Raw genomic sequence first — 15,907 nt, 5'->3', positions numbered from 1 at the left:
CCCGAGACCGGTGACCGGCGATGCATGAGCTTTCGCTGTGCGAGGCGATCGCAGGCGTGGTCAAAACACACGCCGACGGACGGCACGTCGACGTGGTCCGCGTCCGGATCGGCGCCCTGCGCCAGGTGGTTCCCGATTCGTTGTCGTTCTGCTGGACCCTCGTCCGGGAATCGGAGAACATGCCGGACGCCGAGCTGGAACTCGAGTGCGTCGGCGCGCAGGTCCGCTGCCACGCGTGCGGCCGCCAGTCGGAGATCACCTCGGCCTGGTCGATTTGGTGTCCACACTGCGACAGCTCCGACGTCGAGGTCGTGTGCGGCAACGAGTTCCTGGTGACGTCGCTGGACGTCTCGTGACACGTCCGCGCCGGACGTCACATCGAAAGGTGTTGAGCGATGGGTAGATTTCATCGGCACGACGACGGCACCGGGCACCCGCACGATCACGATCACGTTTCACATGAGCACGACCACGGCGATCACCGTCACTACGAGACCGGCAAGCAGCGCATCGACGTGCTGGAGGCGATCTTCGCCGAGAACGACGTTCGCGCCGGCGCCAACCGCGCGGCCTTCGAGAGCAACGGCATCCGCGCACTCAACCTGATGAGCTCGCCGGGCTCGGGAAAAACGACCGTCCTCGCGGCAACCCTTGACGAGCTCGCCGGACAGTTGGCGATCGGGGTGATCGAGGGCGACATCGCCACCGACCTCGATGCGGCCAAGCTCAGCGGTCGCGGCGCCCAGGTGTCACTGCTGAACACCAGTAACGGCTTTGGCGGCGAATGCCACCTCGACGCTCCCATGGTCAATCGCGCGCTGCCGGGCCTCGACCTCCCCGGACTGGACCTGGTGATCATCGAGAACGTCGGCAACCTGGTCTGCCCCGCGGAGTTCGACGTCGGCGAGCACGCCAAGGCCATGGTTTACTCCGTCACCGAGGGTGAGGACAAGCCACTGAAGTATCCCGTGATGTTCAGATCGGTGGATGTGGTGTTGCTCAACAAGATTGACCTGATCCCCTACCTGGACGTCGAGGTGGACAGTTACATTGCGCACGTCCGCGAGGTCAATGCGACCGCGACGATTCTGCCGGTGAGCGCGCGCACCGGCGCCGGCATGGGCGCCTGGTTCGGTTGGCTGAGACGGTTCGCCGACGGGGTGGTGGACTGAACGTGCGATGTCTTGCAAACCATTTGCAAGACAAGGTCGTTCCCGACGCCTACTCCACCTCGTAGTAGTTAGCCACGCTCATCGGTTCGAAGCGCCAGCGCCCATTTGCCGAAATTAGCTGCTGCACAGCGCAAATGGGCTGTTTTACGGCGCCCATTGGACATCTGTTTAGCTGCCCGCAAATGAGGAACCGTTGACAACCCCAGAGGGCTGGGAGTAGACCCAAAAACAGCGCTGCGCAAGTGGGCCGACGGTCGACTCCGGTGGCGCAGGGGCCTCAGCCCGGCCCCGGAAAGCTGCAGTATGCCAACGGAAGCAGCAGTCAAAGCAGAAGAGACGCTGATCCACGTGCTGTGGATCAACGCGGGCCTCAGTTGTGACGGCGATTCGGTGGCGTTGACTGCCGCCACCCAACCCAGCGTCGAGGAGATCGCTCTCGGAGCTCTGCCCGGTCTCCCCAAAGTCGCCGTCCACTGGCCCCTGATCGATTTCGAATGCGGACCCACCGGGGGCGCGGACGACTTCCTCGAATGGTTCTTCAAGGCCGACCGCGGTGAACTGGAACCGTTCGTGCTTGTCGTCGAGGGATCCATTCCCAACGAGAAGATCAAGGACGAGGGCTACTGGTGCGGATTCGGCAACGACCCCGCCACCGGTCAGCCGATGACCACCAGCGAGTGGCTCGACCGGCTGGCGCCCAAGGCCACAGCGATCGTCGCGGTCGGGACCTGCGCCACCTACGGCGGCATCCACGCGATGGCCGGCAATCCGACCGGAGCGATGGGCGTACCCGACTACCTCGGCTGGGGATGGAAAAGCAAGGCCGGCATCCCGATCGTGTGCGTGCCCGGCTGCCCGATCCATCCGGACAACCTGTCCGAGACACTGACCTACCTGCTGTACATGGCCACCGGCCAGGCGCCGATGATCCCGCTCGACGACGCGCTGCGCCCCAAGTGGTTATTCGGCAACACGGTGCACGAGGGGTGTGACCGGGCCGGCTACTACGAGCAGGGCGATTTCGCCACCGAGTACGGCTCACCGAAATGCATTGTCAAACTTGGCTGTTGGGGCCCGGTCGTGAAATGCAATGTGCCCAAGCGCGGATGGATCAACGGCATCGGTGGTTGCCCGAACGTCGGCGGAATCTGCATCGGGTGCACGATGCCGGGGTTCCCCGACAAATTCATGCCGTTCATGGACGAACCGCCCGGCGGCAAACTCTCCAGCACTGCGTCGGGGTTATACGGGTCCGTGATTCGTAGTTTGAGGGGTATCACGGCCCGAACCGTCGACAAGGAACCGCGCTGGCGCCACAAGGGCACCGAGCTCGTCAGCGGGGCACGCCGCACCTGGTAGGTCGCGGCGCGCTCGTCTTTTTTTCAGCGACTTCACGCCACCAGCCCTTGGAGCAGAGAGCAGTAGTGCAATGACAACCATCATTCCCAAGCCAACAGAAGAAAAGAAGGAGCCGGGTCAGCTCGTCGAAATGGCGTGGGACCCGATCACCAGGATCGTCGGCAGCCTTGGCATCTACACCAAGATCGATTTCGAGAACAAGGAAGTCGTCGAGTGCCACAGCACCTCGTCGATTTTCCGCGGCTACTCGATTTTCATGAAGGGCAAGGATCCCCGCGACGCCCACTTCATCACCAGCCGGATCTGCGGCATTTGCGGCGACAACCACGCCACCTGCTCCTGTTACGCGCAGAACATGGCCTACGGCGTGAAGCCGCCACACCTCGGCGAGTGGATCGTCAACCTGGGTGAGGCAGCGGAGTACATGTTCGACCACAACATCTTCCAGGAGAATCTGGTCGGCGTCGACTTCTGCGAGAAGATGGTCGCCGAGACCAATCCGAGCGTGCTTTCCCTGGCGGAGAAAACACAAGCACCGCAGGCGGATGCACATGGCTACCGCACGATCGCCGACATCATGCGCTCGCTCAATCCGTTCAGCGGCGAGTTCTACCGCGAGGCGCTGGCGGTGAGTCGGTGGACGCGAGAGATGTTCTGCCTCATGGAAGGTCGCCACGTACACCCGTCCACGCTTTACCCGGGCGGGGTGGGCACGGTCGCGACGATTCAGCTGATGACGGACTACATGACGCGGCTGATGCGCTACGTCGAGTTCATGAAGAAGGTCGTGCCGATGCACGACGACCTGTTCGACTTCTTCTACACCGCGCTGCCCGGCTACGAGAAGGTCGGCCTGCGCCGCACTCTGCTCGGCTGCTGGGGTTCCTTCCAAGACCCCGAGGTGTGCAACTTCGAGTACAAGGACATGGAGCGCTGGGGCAACGCGATGTTCGTCACCCCGGGTGTGGTGGTCGACGGCAAGCTGGTCACGCACTCGCTGGTCGACATCAACCTCGGCATCCGGATCCTTTTGGGCAGTTCGTATTACGACGACTGGACCGATCAGGAGATGTTCGTCAAGACCGATCCACTGGGCAACGCGGTGGACCGGCGACACCCGTGGAACCAGCACACCAACCCGCATCCGCAGAAGCGCGACATGGACGGCGGCAAGTACAGCTGGGTGATGTCACCGCGCTGGTTCGACGGCAAGGACCACTTGGCGCTCGACACCGGCGGCGGCCCGCTGGCGCGGCTGTGGTCGACGGCGCTGGCCGGGCTGGTCGACATCGGCTACGTCAAGGCGACCGGCAACAGCGTCAAGATCAACCTGCCCAAGACCGCGCTGAAGGGGCCGGTCGAATTCGAGTGGAAGGTCCCCAAGTACGGCAGCAACACGATCGAACGGGACCGTGCCCGGACCTACTTCCAGGCCTACGCGGCCGCGTGCGCCCTGCACTTCGCCGAGAAGGCGTTGGAGGAGATCCGCGCCGGGCGCACCAAGACCTGGGAGCGCTTCGAGGTGCCCGACGAGGGCATCGGTTGCGGCTTCACCGAGGCGGTACGCGGCGTGCTGAGCCACCACTTGGTGATCCGGGACGGCAAGATCGCGAACTACCACCCGTACCCGCCGACCCCGTGGAATGCCAACCCGCGCGACAGCTTTGGCACGCCGGGCCCCTACGAGGACGCGGTCCAGGGTCAGCCGATCTTCGAGGAGAACAATCGGGAGAACTTCAAGGGCATCGACGTCATGCGCACCGTGCGCAGCTTCGACCCCTGCCTGCCGTGCGGTGTGCACATGTATCTGGGGAAGGGCAAGACCCTGGAGAGACTGCACACACCAACGCAATCACCCGCCGTGCAGTGACGAGCGCAAGCGCGGCGAAGCCGGGCGCGGCGGATCGCCCGGAGAAAACCCGAGAAGTCCCCGAAAGCGAAGTGCAATGGCGTACTGCGGGCGATCGGATCCAGACACTGCTGGATTCCTGCGCGGCGGGTGGCACGGCAGCGTATGAGCGCGCACAACAGCTGGTCCGTGAGGTAGTCGGGCTTTACGGCGCCGGGCTCGAGCGGATCATGCAATTGGGAGATCCCGACCTGACCGAGCGGCTGGCCACGGACGACCTGGTGGCCAGCCTGCTCCTTGTGCACGGCTTGCACCCACACGATATGCATCGCCGGGTCTGCGACGCGCTGGACCGGGTGCGCCCGTATCTGGGCTCACATGGCGGCGACGTCGAGTTGCTGGAGATCGTTCCCGTCGCAGCGACGGGAGAAAGCACCGTACGGCTGGCATTCACCGGCAGCTGTAAGAGCTGCCCCTCGTCGGCGGTGACGCTGGAGCTCGCCGTCGAGGACGCCGTTCGTGCTGCGGCGCCGGAGATTTCGGCGATCGAGGTGGTCACCGCCCAGCCTGCGGCCGAGCCGTCGGTGATTCCGGCGGACGCACTGCTGGCGCGTGTGCGTTCGAACGGTTCGACGGTGCATGCGAACAGCTGGCACCCGGTGCCCGAACTGGCCGAGTTGGCGCCCGGCGAGGTTGCCGGATTCCGGATTTCGGACACCACGGTGGTGGTGTGCCGGGTGGGCGACCTGCCACTGGCCTACGTCGACCATTGCCCGGTCTGCGACGACACACTGGCGGGAGCCCAACTGCGCGAGACGCTGCTGGGCTGCCCCCGCTGCGGCACGCAATTCGACATCGTGCACGCGGGCGCCGGTCCCGACGGAACTCACCTCGATCCGCTGCCCCTGCTGCTCCGCGACGGGGTGCCATCGGTCGCACTGGCCGAACCGGCGGGAGCCGGCGCATGACGACTCCGTATGACGTGCTGGCCCGTATCAGGAGCGGCCGCGCAACTCCCGAGCCGACCGGTGAGTGCTGCGAAATGTGCGCGGAGAGCATCGCCGACGAGCATCAGCACGTCGTGAATGTCGCGGGCCGGCAACTGATGTGTGTGTGCCGCGCCTGCTATCTGCTGTTCACCGACGCGCAAGCCGAACTGCGCTACCGCGCGGTGCCGGATAGGTACCTCGCATTCCCGAATTTCGCGTTGGACCGTCGCGCCTGGGACGCACTTCAGATTCCCGTCGGCGTCGCGTTCTTCTTCACCAACTCCGCGCTGTTGCGCACGGTGGCGTTCTATCCCGGCCCCGCCGGGGCCTGCGAGTCCGAACTCGACCTCGACGCCTGGAACGCCATCCGCGCGGCCGATCCGCGAGTGGACCTGCTCACCCCCGACGTGGAGGCACTGCTGGTCCGGGTTCCGGAGAGCGACGAATCCGCGCAGCCGCAAAGCTATCTCGTCCCGATCGACGCCTGTTACGAATTCGTCGGCCGGCTGCGCATGCTATGGCGCGGTTTCGACGGCGGCCAGGAGGCACGGCGGTTCATCGAGGAGTTCTTCGCGGTGATCGCGGCCCGCGCTTCGGAAATGCTCCCGGAGACGCCGCGATGAGCGTCGAGGTGACCTACTCCGTTCTCGACGTCGCGCCCGAACCGTACGCGGTCAGCCCGGTGCTGACCGCCCGCGTCGGCGTCGTGGCCGACGGGGACGACCCGGTGCACGCCATCGCGCTGCGCGCTCAGGTGCGCATCGAGCCGCCGCGCCGGTCGTACTCCGACGAGGAGGCGGCCGGGCTGATCGACTTGTTCGGGCCGCGGGAGCGCTGGGCGAGCACCCAACACGGCTTCCTCTGGCAGCACTGCACCGCGATGGTGCCCGGATTCGCCGGACACACCACGGTGCAGCTTGCACTGGATTGCACCTACGACTTCGAGGTCGCGGCATCGAAGTATCTGCACGCGCTGCGCGACGGCGCAGTGCCGCTGCAATTCCTGTTCAGCGGAACCATATTCGTCAAGTCCGAGCGCGGCTTCTCGGTCCAGCAAGTGCCGTGGGACCGCGAGCACCGCTACGACATGCCGGTGCAAGCGTGGCGGGCGCTGATCGCGCAGCACTATCCCAACACCGGCTGGGTCCGGTTGAATCACGAGACCATCGCCGCACTGGCCAATTACAAGTCGGTACAGGGCATGCTCGACCTCGACCAGGCGGTCACCTCGCTACTGGATTCGGAACGGACGACGGCATGACGACGTCGAGCTGGGACCGGGCCCGCGCCGTCGCCGACGCGGTGCTCTACGAGGGTTATCTGCTCTATCCGTACCGCGGCACGTCGAGCAAGAACCAATCACGTTGGCAGTTCGGTGTTCTGGGACCGCCCGGGGCGGCCGAGGCAAGCCTGGGCGAAGACGACGAGTTGGCGGCGCAGTTCCTCATCGAGGGAACCGGGGCGCTCACGCTGGTGGTGCGGTTCCTGCAGTTGCAGCGCCGGCGGGCCGAACGCGCGGCCGCCGACGACCTATTCGAACCGGTTGCCGAGCTCACCACCCCGGCCGGCTCCTGGCTGACCTGGGACGAAGCCGTGGAGTGCGAGAGGTCCTTCGGCCCTATTGCGTTCGACGACCCACCGTGGACACTGCCGATTGTGGCAGCAGCGGCGACCGAGGTCGAACAACTCGAAGGCGGCCGCCTGGTCCGCGAACGCAAGCAGATCCGCGGCGAGCTGACCGTGTCCAGCGAGCCCGACGGCGCGTTACGCCGAGTCTCGGTGCGGCTGAACAATATCAGTGACACCGCGGTGGACAAGGACGACGCGATCGCGCGGTCCATGATCGGCAGCCACCTGATCGCCGAAGCCATCGGTGGCCGCTTCGTCTCGATGCTCGAGCCACCGCCGCCGGCGGCCGAGGCAGTGTCGCGGTGCACCCAGCGCCGCTGCTTCCCCGTGCTGGCCGGTCCGCCCGGCAGCCAAGACATGCTGCTGATCTCGCCCATCATTCTCTACGACCACCCCGAGGTCGCCGAGCAGAGCAATACCGCGCTGTATGACTGCACCGAGATCGACGAGATCCTGACGCTGCGCGTGATGACGATGACCGACGACGAGAAGGCGCAGGCTCGTGCCACGGATCCGCGGGCCGCACGGATCATCGACCAATGCGACACGATGTCGCCCGACGCGATGGCGCGCCTGCACGGCGTGCTGCGCGATCCGCACCGGCTCGACATTCCCGCGGGCCTGGTCCCGGAGATCCCCGACGGCGTCGACTGGTGGGATCCGCTGGCGGACAACGCCGTTCGACCCGAGATCGACGCGGTTCTGGTGAACGGTATCCCGGTCGCGCGCGGCAGCCGGGTCCGGCTGCGGCCGCTGCGCAACGCCGACGCCCAGGACATCTTCGTCGCGGGCAAGACCGCCCGTGTCACGTCGGTGCACGAGGACGTCGAGGGCAACAAGCATGTCGGGGTCGTGGTCGAGGACGACCCGGCCGCCGAGCTGCACGACTGGTACGGCCGTTACCTGTACTTCTCCCCCGACGAAGTCGAGCCTCTGCAAACAGAAAGCAACACCCATGAAAGGAGTTCGACATGGAAGTCTTAGGTTGGATATTCATTGCCGTCATCGCCCTGGTGGTCGGGATCGCGGTGGTGCTGGGAGTGGTGTCGCTGCCCGACGCCCGCCGCTACCTTAAATTGAGGCGGATGTAGCCGCATCGGAGACGGCAATGACCGCGCGCATCCTGGTGGCCGGGATCGGCAACATCTTCCTGGGCGATGACGGATTCGGATCCGAAGTGATCCGCCACGCCGGGCTGTCACACGACAATCCGAGTGTCCGCGTGACCGACTACGGCATCGCGGGCATGCACCTCGCGTATGACCTGCTCGAGGACTGGGACACGCTGGTCCTCGTCGACGCGGTACCCAGCCGCGGCCACCCGGGCACCCTGCACGTGTTCCAGGCTGACCATGATTACGGTTGTGCCACAGTTGGTTTCGACGGCCACAGTATGGACCCGGCCTCGGTGTTCGCCAGCCTGCGGGCGCTCGGCGGCAATCCGCCCTACACGGTTGTGGTCGGGTGTGAGGCCGGCAGCGTCGAGGAAGGCATCGGTCTCACCGAACCGGTCGCCAACGCCGTTCCGCGGGCCGTGCATGCGATCGAGGAGATCGTCGCCGCGCTGCAGGCTCCGACGGCCTGCGCGGTGCGCGAGGAGTGCTGAGATGTGTTTGGGGATACCCGGTCAAGTGATCGGGATGCTGGATGGTTACGAGGGCCAGCTGGCGCTGGTCGACGTCGCCGGCGAGCAGCGGAAGGTCAACGTCGGCATGCTGCCGGAAGAGACGTTCGAGCGCGGTGACTGGGTGATCATCCACATGGGCTTCGTGGTCGAGAAGACGGATCGCGCCGGTGCCGAGCAGGCGATGGCCGGTCTCGAACTGATGGGCCGGGGCGGCATCGATCCCACCCTCCCGGAGGGCGGTTGAGATGACCGGCCTTTCGTCGGGGCCCCTGCTGCTTCGGTCCGACGTCTCCTACCCGCAGCTGCGGCAGCGCTTCATTGTGACCGGTGTCGTTCAAGGGGTTGGCTTCCGACCGTTCGTGCACCGGATCGCCGGCGAGCTCGGCCTGGCCGGGTTCGTCGGTAATGACTCCGGCGCGGTCTTTCTCGAGGTACAGGGCGAGCCGGCACGCGTGGCGGAGTTCGGTCGCCGGTTGCGTGCGCAGGCCCCGCCGCTCGCCCGCATCGCCAGCGTCAGCGTGGTGGACCTGGCCGCGGATACCAGTGGGCGGCAAGACTTCCGGATCGTGGCGAGTCAGACGAACGCCGGTGCCACCACCCCGATTCCGCCCGATATCGCGGCGTGCGACGACTGTGTCACCGAGCTGTTCGACCCACACAATCGGCGCTACCGCCACCCGTTCGTCACGTGCACCAACTGTGGACCGCGGTTCACCATCATCCGCGAATTGCCGTACGACCGGCCGGCCACCACGATGGCGGCGTTTCCGATGTGCGCGCGATGTGCGGCCGAATACCACGATCCCGCGAATCGACGGTTCCACGCCCAGCCGATCGCCTGCCCCGAATGCGGTCCCTCGCTGTGGTTCTGCTCGCAGGACGGGCGGGTCGCGAGGTCGGACGCGGCGCTGGCCGCCGCCCAACGGGCGCTGGTGGCCGGCGCGGTGGTCGCCATCAAGGGCATCGGGGGCTACCACCTGGCGTGTGCCGCCGACGACGAAACGGCCGTCGGGGCATTGCGGTCACGAAAAGCGCGCGGCGCCAAGCCGTTTGCCATGCTGGTCCGCAACTTGGACGTCGCGCGCCGCTACGCCGAGATCGACGACCTCGAGGCCGCGGTGTTGTCGAGTCCGGCGCGCCCGATCGTGTTGTTGCGGCGCCGCCCGGGCGCGCCGGTCGCTGCGGCCGTCGCCCCCGGTAGCCCGCTGCTGGGGCTGATGCTGCCGTACTCCCCCGTCCACCACCTGCTGCTGACACCCGCACCCGAGGCGCTGGTGTTCACCAGCGCCAACCGAACCGAGGAACCCATCTGTTTCACCGACGACGACGTCACGTCCAGGCTTCCGGGACTCTGCGACGCGATCCTCGATCACGACCGGCCCATTCACGTGCCGTGTGACGACTCGGTGGTGCGGGTGGTCAAAGACCAAGTCAAAGACCAAGGGGCCCAGGTGCTTCCGATTCGCCGGTCGCGCGGTTATGCCCCACTGCCGGTCGATCTGGGGCGCAGCGGTCCGGCGGTGCTCGCGGTGGGCGGCGAGCTGAAGAACACCTGCTGCCTCACCGACGGTTCGCGCGCCTACCTGTCCGGTCACATCGGCGACATGGCCAGCTGGGAGACGCTGCGGGCGTTCGAGCGTGCGGTGCGTCAACTCGGCGAAATCCGGGGTGAGCCGGCCAGATTGGCCGCCGACCTGCACCCGGGGTATCACACCCGCAGCTGGGCTGAGCGGCGCGCCGGTGATCGGCCGCTCGATCTCGTCCAGCACCATCACGCGCATGTGGTGTCGCTGTTGGCCGAACACGGCCGCCTCGGTGAACCCGTGGTCGGCGTCTCCTTCGACGGCACCGGCTACGGCTGTGACGACACCATCTGGGGCGGGGAGATCCTCGTCCTCGGTCACGACAGCCACCGCTTCGTGCGGGCCGGCCACCTGCTGCCGGTGCCGCTGCCAGGCGGCGACGCCGCCGTTCGCAACCCGTGGCGGATGGCGCTGTCCCAGTTGTGGATGGCCGGCATCGACTGGACCCCGCAACTGGCGCCGGTCGCCGCGGCTTCGGTTGAGGAATTGCGGCTCACCCGTTCACAATTAGAGAGCGGTACCGGATGTGTGCCGTGTTCCAGCATGGGCCGGTTGTTCGACGCGATCGCCTCGCTGTTGGGGGTGCGCCACCGCATCGACTACGAAGGCCAGGCCGCCATCGAACTCGAGGCGCTGGCCGAGCGCGCCGCGGGCCCCGGTCCGTCGCTGCCGCTGACCGTGCGGGCCGACGGGGTGATCGATCCCGCCCCGTGCATCCAGACGACGGTGTCGGCGCTGTACGCGGGCACACCAACGGCGCTGCTGGCCGCCGCGTTTCACCGGGCGGTCGCGATCGCGGTAGCCAAGGTGGTGGCGCAGGTGGCCGGCCCGATCCGGCTGGTGGGCCTGACCGGCGGTGTTTTCCAGAACGTGCTGCTCTCACGCGGCTGTCGTGAGCTGCTGCAGCGCAATGGTTTTGAGGTGCTGACCCATCACACCGTGCCGCCTAACGACGGCGGGCTGGCGTTGGGCCAGGCGGCGATCTCGATGCTCACCGCACTCGAGGAGATGTCATGACGACGTTCACGGCGATCGACCGCGGGCTCGGCGCCGAACTGGCCTCGGATCTAGCCACCGACTTGGCCGCTGCAGCCTTCACGTTGGCCAAGCGGTTCGCCGCCGGCGCCACCATGTGGTCCATCGCCCCGTCCTGGGAGCCGCATGCGCTGCACATCGCGGTCGAGTTCGTCCATCCGGTGATCGTGGGGAAACGCGCATTGCCCGCCGTCGCACTCACCGGGCCCGATTTGGTTGATCTGGTGCGAGTTTCGGTGCGCCCCGGCGACATCGTGGTCGCGGTCTCGCGTGCGGACGACGCGGACGTGCGCTCGGTGATGCGACGTAGTCCCGCATGGGGTGCCACCACGATGTGGATCGGCAGCGGCGAACGACCGCAGGCAGGAATGGCCGATCACGTGCTGTGGCTGGACGACCCGGATCCGCGCGTGCCCGCGACCGGTGGCTTCGTGTTGTTCTATCACCTGCTGTGGGAGCTCACGCACGTCTGCTTCGAGCACTCCGGGCTGCTCAAACCCGGCTCGTCGCAGTGTGACCCGACGGACCTAGTGTGCGTGACGTGCAGCGACGAGGGTCGCCTGGGCGAGGTGACGGCCGACTCCGCCGACGACACGGCCACTGTACGCACCGCGCGCGGGGTCGAGAACGTCGTGACCACGCTCGTCGGCCCCGTTGCCACAGGTGATTTGGTGCTCGTGCATGCCGGCACCGCGATCGGCCGAATCGAGGACGCTTGATGAGTCACGACGAACCCACCAACTTTCTCTATCCGTTCATCGATGCCGAGGAGGACGACCCCACCGCACTGCTCGCCGATCTGGCCGCCTCGGCCCGGGCGAAAGCGGCCGAAAGCCTGGCATTGCGGCGCGCCACGCTGGACGCCAACGCCGAGCTGCTGGACGTGGCCGCCACCGAGACGGCACGCCGCTTCGCCGCGGGCGGGCGGATGTTCACCTTCGGAAACGGCGGCAGCTGCACGGATTCCACTACCCTTGCCTCCTTGTTCGCCCGGCCGCCGATCGGCACGTCGCTGCCGGCCTGGCCGTTGACCGCCGACCAGGCAATCGTCACCGCGCTGGGCAACGATGTCGGGTTCGAGCTGGTATTCGCCCGGCAGCTGATCGCCCGCGCGCAGGCCGGTGACATCGCCATCGCGATGTCGACGAGCGGCAACTCGCCGAATCTGCTCACCGCGCTGGCCGAAGCGCACCAACGCGGCCTGTACACCATCGGTTTCGCCGGCTACGACGGCGGTGCCTTCGCCAACAATCCAAATGTGGACGTCTGCTTCGTCGTTCGATCGCAAAGCGTGCACCGGATCCAGGAATCCCAAGCGCTGCTGGGCTATCAGCTGTGGCTGGCGGTTCACGAACGATCCCGAGGTCTGGGGGCCGCGTGAACAACTATCTTTCGTCGGGGCCGCGCTTCGCCGAGGGCGAGGTGATCGAGCGGATCGAGTCGTTTCGCCGGCGCCGCCCCCGGTTGCTCGACGAGCATGTGACGCTGGCGCACGGCGCCGGCGGCAAAGCGTCGGCGGCGCTGGTGGACGCGGTGTTCATGGAGGCGTTTCGCAACCCGGCGCTGGAGTCACTGGGCGACGGCGCCGTGCTCACGTTGCCCAGCGGCGAGCGACTGGCGATGTCGACCGATTCTTTTGTGGTGCAGCCCAGGCGTTTTCCGGGCGGTTCCATCGGTGAGCTCGCCGTCTATGGCACCTGCAACGACCTGGCGATGACCGGGGCCGTGCCGGCCTGGATATCGGCGGCGTTCGTACTCGAAGAGGGCTTCGCGATCGCCGAGTTGAAAGAGATCGTCGCCGATATGGCCGCGGCCGCCGCGACGGCGGGTGTGCAGATCGTCACCGGCGACACCAAGGTGGTGCCCAACGGCGCCGCCGACGGGCTGTTCATCACCACCGCGGGAGCCGGCGTCATCCCGGCCGGACGCGCTCTGTCCGCGGATTCGGTGCGCGCCGGAGACAAACTGTTGTTGTCCGGGTCGATGGGCGATCACGGCATGGCCGTAATGCTGGCCCGCGGCGATCTGGCCATCGAGGCCGACATCGCCTCCGACACCGCCTGCGTCAGCCCGCTGGTCGAATTGCTGATGGCCGCGGCGCCGTCCACCCGCTGGCTGCGTGACGCCACCCGCGGCGGTGTCGGCACGGTGTGCAACGAGCTGGCCCAGGCCTGCGGTCTCGGGGTGGTGCTCGACGAGGAGCGACTCCCGCTGCAGGCAACCGTCAATGGCGCGTGCGAACTGCTCGGCATCGATCCGCTCTACGTCGCCAACGAGGGCAAGTTCGTCGCCGTCGTCGCGCCGGAGGAAGCCGAGGCCGGACTGGCCGCACTGCGGTCGCATCCGCTGGGCGCGCAGGCGGCCGAGGTCGGGGAAATCGTCACCGAACCCGCGGACGCCGTGGTACTGCGCACCGGATTCGGCGGTACCCGGATCGTCGACATGCTCGTCGGGGATCCGCTCCCCCGGATCTGCTGAGAGAAAGGAGCGGACATGTGCCTTGGAATTCCGGGCCGGATCGTTGAAATCACCGACCTCGCAAACTATTTGGCGAAGGTCGACGTCAGCGGCGTGCAGCGCACGATCAGCGTGCGCCTGCTGGAAGACGACATGCCCGAGCCCGACGAGTGGGTGCTGGTCCACGTGGGGTTCGCGATGGCCAAGATCGACGAAACCGAGGCGCTGCTGACCTTGGCCGCGATCAAAGGGCTCGGCGAGGCCTACACCGCCGAAATGGAAGCCTTCGACTCGTCGGCCATCGTCTAAAGGGGGACGGCAATGAAATTCGTTGACGAATTCCGCGATCCTGCGGCGGCTCGCAAGCTGCTCGTCGCGATCGAGCACCTGGCCGGCACCGGCGCCTCCCAAGAAGGCGAACAGTTCAAGTTCATGGAGGTGTGCGGCGGGCACACCCACACCATCTACCGGCACGGCATCGAGCATCTGCTGCCCGACAACGTCGAATTGGTGCACGGGCCGGGCTGCCCGGTCTGCGTGATCCCGATGGGCCGCATCGACGACGCGATGTGGCTGGCCGGTCAGCCCGACGTGATCTTCACCTGCTTCGGCGACATGATGCGGGTGCCCGGTTCGAACGGAAGCCTGTTGGACGTCAAGGCCCGTGGCGCCGACGTGCGTTTCGTGTATTCACCGCTGGACGCCTGCAAGATCGCGGTGGACAACCCGGACAAGCATGTCGTGTTCTTCGCGATCGGCTTCGAAACCACCGCACCGTCCACCGCGGTCACGCTGGTGCGGGCACGCGAGCTTGGACTGCCGAATTTCAGCGTGTTCTGTAACCACGTCACGATCGTGCCGCCGATCAAGGCGATCCTGGAGTCGCCGGATCTGCGGCTGTCGGGGTTCATCGGTCCCGGCCACGTGTCGACCGTGGTCGGCAACCGGCCATATCGTTTCGTCCCCGATGTGTATCGAAAGCCGTTGGTGGTAGCCGGATTCGAGCCGCTGGACATCCTGGCCTCGGTCGCGATGCTGCTGCGCCAGATCCGCGAGGGCCGCTGCGAGGTGGAGAACCAGTACAAGCGGGTGGTGCCCGAGCACGGCAACCCGGCCGCGCTGGCGTTGATGGGCAAGGTGTTCGCGCTGCGTCCGCACTTCGAGTGGCGCGGCCTGGGGTTCATTTCGCAAAGCGCGCTGCGGCTGCACGACGACTTCGCCGAGTTCGACGCCGAACTGCGGTTCGCGATGCCCGGCGTGCGCGTCGCCGACCCGAAGGCATGTCAATGCGGCGAGGTGCTCAAGGGTGTGCTGAAGCCTTGGGAATGCAAGGTTTTCGGCACCGCGTGCACACCCGAGACGCCGATCGGCACGTGCATGGTGTCGCCCGAGGGGGCCTGCGCTGCCTATTACAACTTCGGCCGCCTGCACCGCGACGCGGTCAAACTGGTGGCGCGCAGTTGACCGATATCCGCGGCGCACAGATGTTCGCCCGCTACGCGTATGCGCCCAACGCACTGGGCTACTGCGGACCCCCGCTGGGTGCCACCCTGCGTGACGGCTCGGTCGATCACGTGCGTGCCGCGGCGACGAAGTTCTCCGGGGCCTGGCCGTATCTGCGGGTGTTGTCCGCGCTGACGGGTATCGCCGACCCGCTCGATCATCGCCTCGTCGAATCGTATTGGCTCGGCGGCGGGATCGGCGCCGGCATCGATTCCCGGGATTTCTACGACGCTTTGCTGGCGATCATCGGCCCGCAGGCCGGCCGCTACTGGTCACACCTGACATCGGAGCTGGCGCGCGAAGCGGCCGGCAACCACAGCTTTCATGTGTTCGGCGTGTACCCGTGGACACGGTTCCTCGGTCGCGGCATGGACGAACATCCGCTCGGTGTGCTGGACAACTGCCGAATCAGCTGGGGCACAGTCGTTTCCCGAACCGGTGCCGACGTCGAGGTGAGGTGCCGGCGGCTGGTCTGCGATGGGCAGATGCTCACACTGGGCGAGCCGTCGCGGCGATGGCTCGACGTCTGGGCCGACGGGTACAGCGCGGTGCCGGACGTGGCCGTCGGCGACGAGGTCGCGGTGCACTGGGGCCGGCTGTGTGGCCGGCTGGACCCGCAGCAGGTGTGTGCGCTGGCCGAGAGCACCGAGCGGCAACTGCGGGTGACCAGCCAACGGCTGGCACACGTTTAGCCGTGCCAGACT

18 protein-coding genes are annotated in these 15,907 nt (G+C 66.7%); all 18 read left to right on the top strand.

What is annotated here, in order from left to right; translation table 11 throughout:
* Nucleotides 1-20 precede the first annotated feature (20 nt).
* The 18 genes from MJO58_RS09300 (at nucleotide 21) to MJO58_RS09220 (ending at nucleotide 15,895) form a co-directional block, all read left to right on the top strand.
* Nucleotides 21-356 (top strand): hydrogenase maturation nickel metallochaperone HypA, encoded by a 336-nt coding sequence (locus tag MJO58_RS09300; protein WP_090601221.1) that lies wholly within the window; start codon nucleotides 21-23, stop codon nucleotides 354-356.
* A 39-nt stretch (nucleotides 357-395) separates the two neighbouring features.
* Nucleotides 396-1,172 (top strand): hydrogenase nickel incorporation protein HypB, encoded by a 777-nt coding sequence (hypB, locus tag MJO58_RS09295; RefSeq protein WP_239722659.1) that lies wholly within the window; start codon nucleotides 396-398, stop codon nucleotides 1,170-1,172.
* Between the two features lie 303 nt (nucleotides 1,173-1,475).
* On the top strand, nucleotides 1,476-2,531 hold the full coding sequence (locus tag MJO58_RS09290; protein ID WP_090601219.1) for an NADH-quinone oxidoreductase subunit B family protein: 1,056 nt from the start codon (nucleotides 1,476-1,478) through the stop codon (nucleotides 2,529-2,531).
* 70 nt (nucleotides 2,532-2,601) lie between these two features.
* Nucleotides 2,602-4,401, top strand: coding sequence for a nickel-dependent hydrogenase large subunit (locus tag MJO58_RS09285; RefSeq protein WP_090601218.1), 1,800 nt, complete (start codon nucleotides 2,602-2,604; stop codon nucleotides 4,399-4,401).
* The gene (locus MJO58_RS09280; protein WP_434086321.1) at nucleotides 4,398-5,348 is read left to right on the top strand and encodes a NifU-related iron-sulfur-binding protein; all 951 of its coding nucleotides are present in this window, start codon (nucleotides 4,398-4,400) and stop codon (nucleotides 5,346-5,348) included. Before MJO58_RS09285 ends, MJO58_RS09280 begins: the two co-directional genes overlap by 4 nt.
* The gene (locus MJO58_RS09275; protein ID WP_090601217.1) at nucleotides 5,345-5,992 is read left to right on the top strand and encodes a DUF5947 family protein; all 648 of its coding nucleotides are present in this window, start codon (nucleotides 5,345-5,347) and stop codon (nucleotides 5,990-5,992) included. The genes MJO58_RS09280 and MJO58_RS09275 overlap by 4 nt, the downstream gene beginning before the upstream one ends.
* Nucleotides 5,989-6,630, top strand: a complete 642-nt coding sequence (locus MJO58_RS09270) for a DUF6084 family protein (protein ID WP_090601216.1) — start codon at nucleotides 5,989-5,991, stop codon at nucleotides 6,628-6,630. Before MJO58_RS09275 ends, MJO58_RS09270 begins: the two co-directional genes overlap by 4 nt.
* On the top strand, nucleotides 6,627-7,982 hold the full coding sequence (locus MJO58_RS09265) for a hypothetical protein (RefSeq protein WP_090601215.1): 1,356 nt from the start codon (nucleotides 6,627-6,629) through the stop codon (nucleotides 7,980-7,982). Before MJO58_RS09270 ends, MJO58_RS09265 begins: the two co-directional genes overlap by 4 nt.
* Complete coding sequence (locus MJO58_RS28915) at nucleotides 7,970-8,089, top strand: DUF6893 family small protein (protein WP_090601214.1); 120 nt, start codon at nucleotides 7,970-7,972, stop codon at nucleotides 8,087-8,089. The genes MJO58_RS09265 and MJO58_RS28915 overlap by 13 nt, the downstream gene beginning before the upstream one ends.
* A 17-nt stretch (nucleotides 8,090-8,106) precedes the next feature.
* Nucleotides 8,107-8,604, top strand: a complete 498-nt coding sequence (locus tag MJO58_RS09260; RefSeq protein WP_090601213.1) for a hydrogenase maturation protease — start codon at nucleotides 8,107-8,109, stop codon at nucleotides 8,602-8,604.
* A 1-nt stretch (nucleotide 8,605) separates the two neighbouring features.
* Entirely contained in the window at nucleotides 8,606-8,869 is a 264-nt protein-coding gene (locus MJO58_RS09255) for a HypC/HybG/HupF family hydrogenase formation chaperone (RefSeq protein WP_090601212.1), read from the top strand.
* 1 nt (nucleotide 8,870) lies between these two features.
* Nucleotides 8,871-11,225: a carbamoyltransferase HypF gene (gene hypF, locus MJO58_RS09250; RefSeq protein WP_239722658.1), complete on the top strand. Its 2,355-nt coding sequence runs from the start codon at nucleotides 8,871-8,873 to the stop codon at nucleotides 11,223-11,225.
* The gene (locus MJO58_RS09245; protein ID WP_090601210.1) at nucleotides 11,222-11,962 is read left to right on the top strand and encodes a HypC/HybG/HupF family hydrogenase formation chaperone; all 741 of its coding nucleotides are present in this window, start codon (nucleotides 11,222-11,224) and stop codon (nucleotides 11,960-11,962) included. The genes hypF and MJO58_RS09245 overlap by 4 nt, the downstream gene beginning before the upstream one ends.
* On the top strand, nucleotides 11,962-12,624 hold the full coding sequence (locus MJO58_RS09240; RefSeq protein ID WP_090601209.1) for a D-sedoheptulose-7-phosphate isomerase: 663 nt from the start codon (nucleotides 11,962-11,964) through the stop codon (nucleotides 12,622-12,624). Before MJO58_RS09245 ends, MJO58_RS09240 begins: the two co-directional genes overlap by 1 nt.
* Complete coding sequence (gene hypE, locus MJO58_RS09235) at nucleotides 12,621-13,721, top strand: hydrogenase expression/formation protein HypE (RefSeq protein WP_276553189.1); 1,101 nt, start codon at nucleotides 12,621-12,623, stop codon at nucleotides 13,719-13,721. The genes MJO58_RS09240 and hypE overlap by 4 nt, the downstream gene beginning before the upstream one ends.
* A 15-nt stretch (nucleotides 13,722-13,736) precedes the next feature.
* Nucleotides 13,737-14,009: a HypC/HybG/HupF family hydrogenase formation chaperone gene (locus tag MJO58_RS09230; RefSeq protein WP_239722657.1), complete on the top strand. Its 273-nt coding sequence runs from the start codon at nucleotides 13,737-13,739 to the stop codon at nucleotides 14,007-14,009.
* 12 nt (nucleotides 14,010-14,021) lie between these two features.
* Entirely contained in the window at nucleotides 14,022-15,164 is a 1,143-nt protein-coding gene (hypD, locus tag MJO58_RS09225; RefSeq protein WP_090601206.1) for a hydrogenase formation protein HypD, read from the top strand.
* Nucleotides 15,161-15,895: a DUF6390 family protein gene (locus tag MJO58_RS09220; protein ID WP_259608753.1), complete on the top strand. Its 735-nt coding sequence runs from the start codon at nucleotides 15,161-15,163 to the stop codon at nucleotides 15,893-15,895. Before hypD ends, MJO58_RS09220 begins: the two co-directional genes overlap by 4 nt.
* Nucleotides 15,896-15,907: the final 12 nt, after the last annotated feature.

It is taken from the genome of Mycobacterium lentiflavum, assembly GCF_022374895.2.
In the GTDB taxonomy this organism is placed as follows: Bacteria; Actinomycetota; Actinomycetes; order Mycobacteriales; family Mycobacteriaceae; genus Mycobacterium; species Mycobacterium lentiflavum.
Note: the sequence above shows the minus strand (reverse complement) of the source record. Positions and strands in the feature narration are given on the sequence as shown.

Coding starts and splice junctions, on each gene's coding strand:
- MJO58_RS09300 (WP_090601221.1), top strand. CDS start 21: ATGCATGAGCTTTCGCTGTGCGAGGCGATCGCAGGCGTGGTCAAAACA.
- hypB (WP_239722659.1), top strand. CDS start 396: ATGGGTAGATTTCATCGGCACGACGACGGCACCGGGCACCCGCACGAT.
- MJO58_RS09290 (WP_090601219.1), top strand. CDS start 1,476: ATGCCAACGGAAGCAGCAGTCAAAGCAGAAGAGACGCTGATCCACGTG.
- MJO58_RS09285 (WP_090601218.1), top strand. CDS start 2,602: ATGACAACCATCATTCCCAAGCCAACAGAAGAAAAGAAGGAGCCGGGT.
- MJO58_RS09275 (WP_090601217.1), top strand. CDS start 5,345: ATGACGACTCCGTATGACGTGCTGGCCCGTATCAGGAGCGGCCGCGCA.
- MJO58_RS09270 (WP_090601216.1), top strand. CDS start 5,989: ATGAGCGTCGAGGTGACCTACTCCGTTCTCGACGTCGCGCCCGAACCG.
- MJO58_RS09265 (WP_090601215.1), top strand. CDS start 6,627: ATGACGACGTCGAGCTGGGACCGGGCCCGCGCCGTCGCCGACGCGGTG.
- MJO58_RS28915 (WP_090601214.1), top strand. CDS start 7,970: ATGGAAGTCTTAGGTTGGATATTCATTGCCGTCATCGCCCTGGTGGTC.
- MJO58_RS09260 (WP_090601213.1), top strand. CDS start 8,107: ATGACCGCGCGCATCCTGGTGGCCGGGATCGGCAACATCTTCCTGGGC.
- MJO58_RS09255 (WP_090601212.1), top strand. CDS start 8,606: ATGTGTTTGGGGATACCCGGTCAAGTGATCGGGATGCTGGATGGTTAC.
- hypF (WP_239722658.1), top strand. CDS start 8,871: ATGACCGGCCTTTCGTCGGGGCCCCTGCTGCTTCGGTCCGACGTCTCC.
- MJO58_RS09245 (WP_090601210.1), top strand. CDS start 11,222: ATGACGACGTTCACGGCGATCGACCGCGGGCTCGGCGCCGAACTGGCC.
- MJO58_RS09240 (WP_090601209.1), top strand. CDS start 11,962: ATGAGTCACGACGAACCCACCAACTTTCTCTATCCGTTCATCGATGCC.
- MJO58_RS09230 (WP_239722657.1), top strand. CDS start 13,737: ATGTGCCTTGGAATTCCGGGCCGGATCGTTGAAATCACCGACCTCGCA.
- hypD (WP_090601206.1), top strand. CDS start 14,022: ATGAAATTCGTTGACGAATTCCGCGATCCTGCGGCGGCTCGCAAGCTG.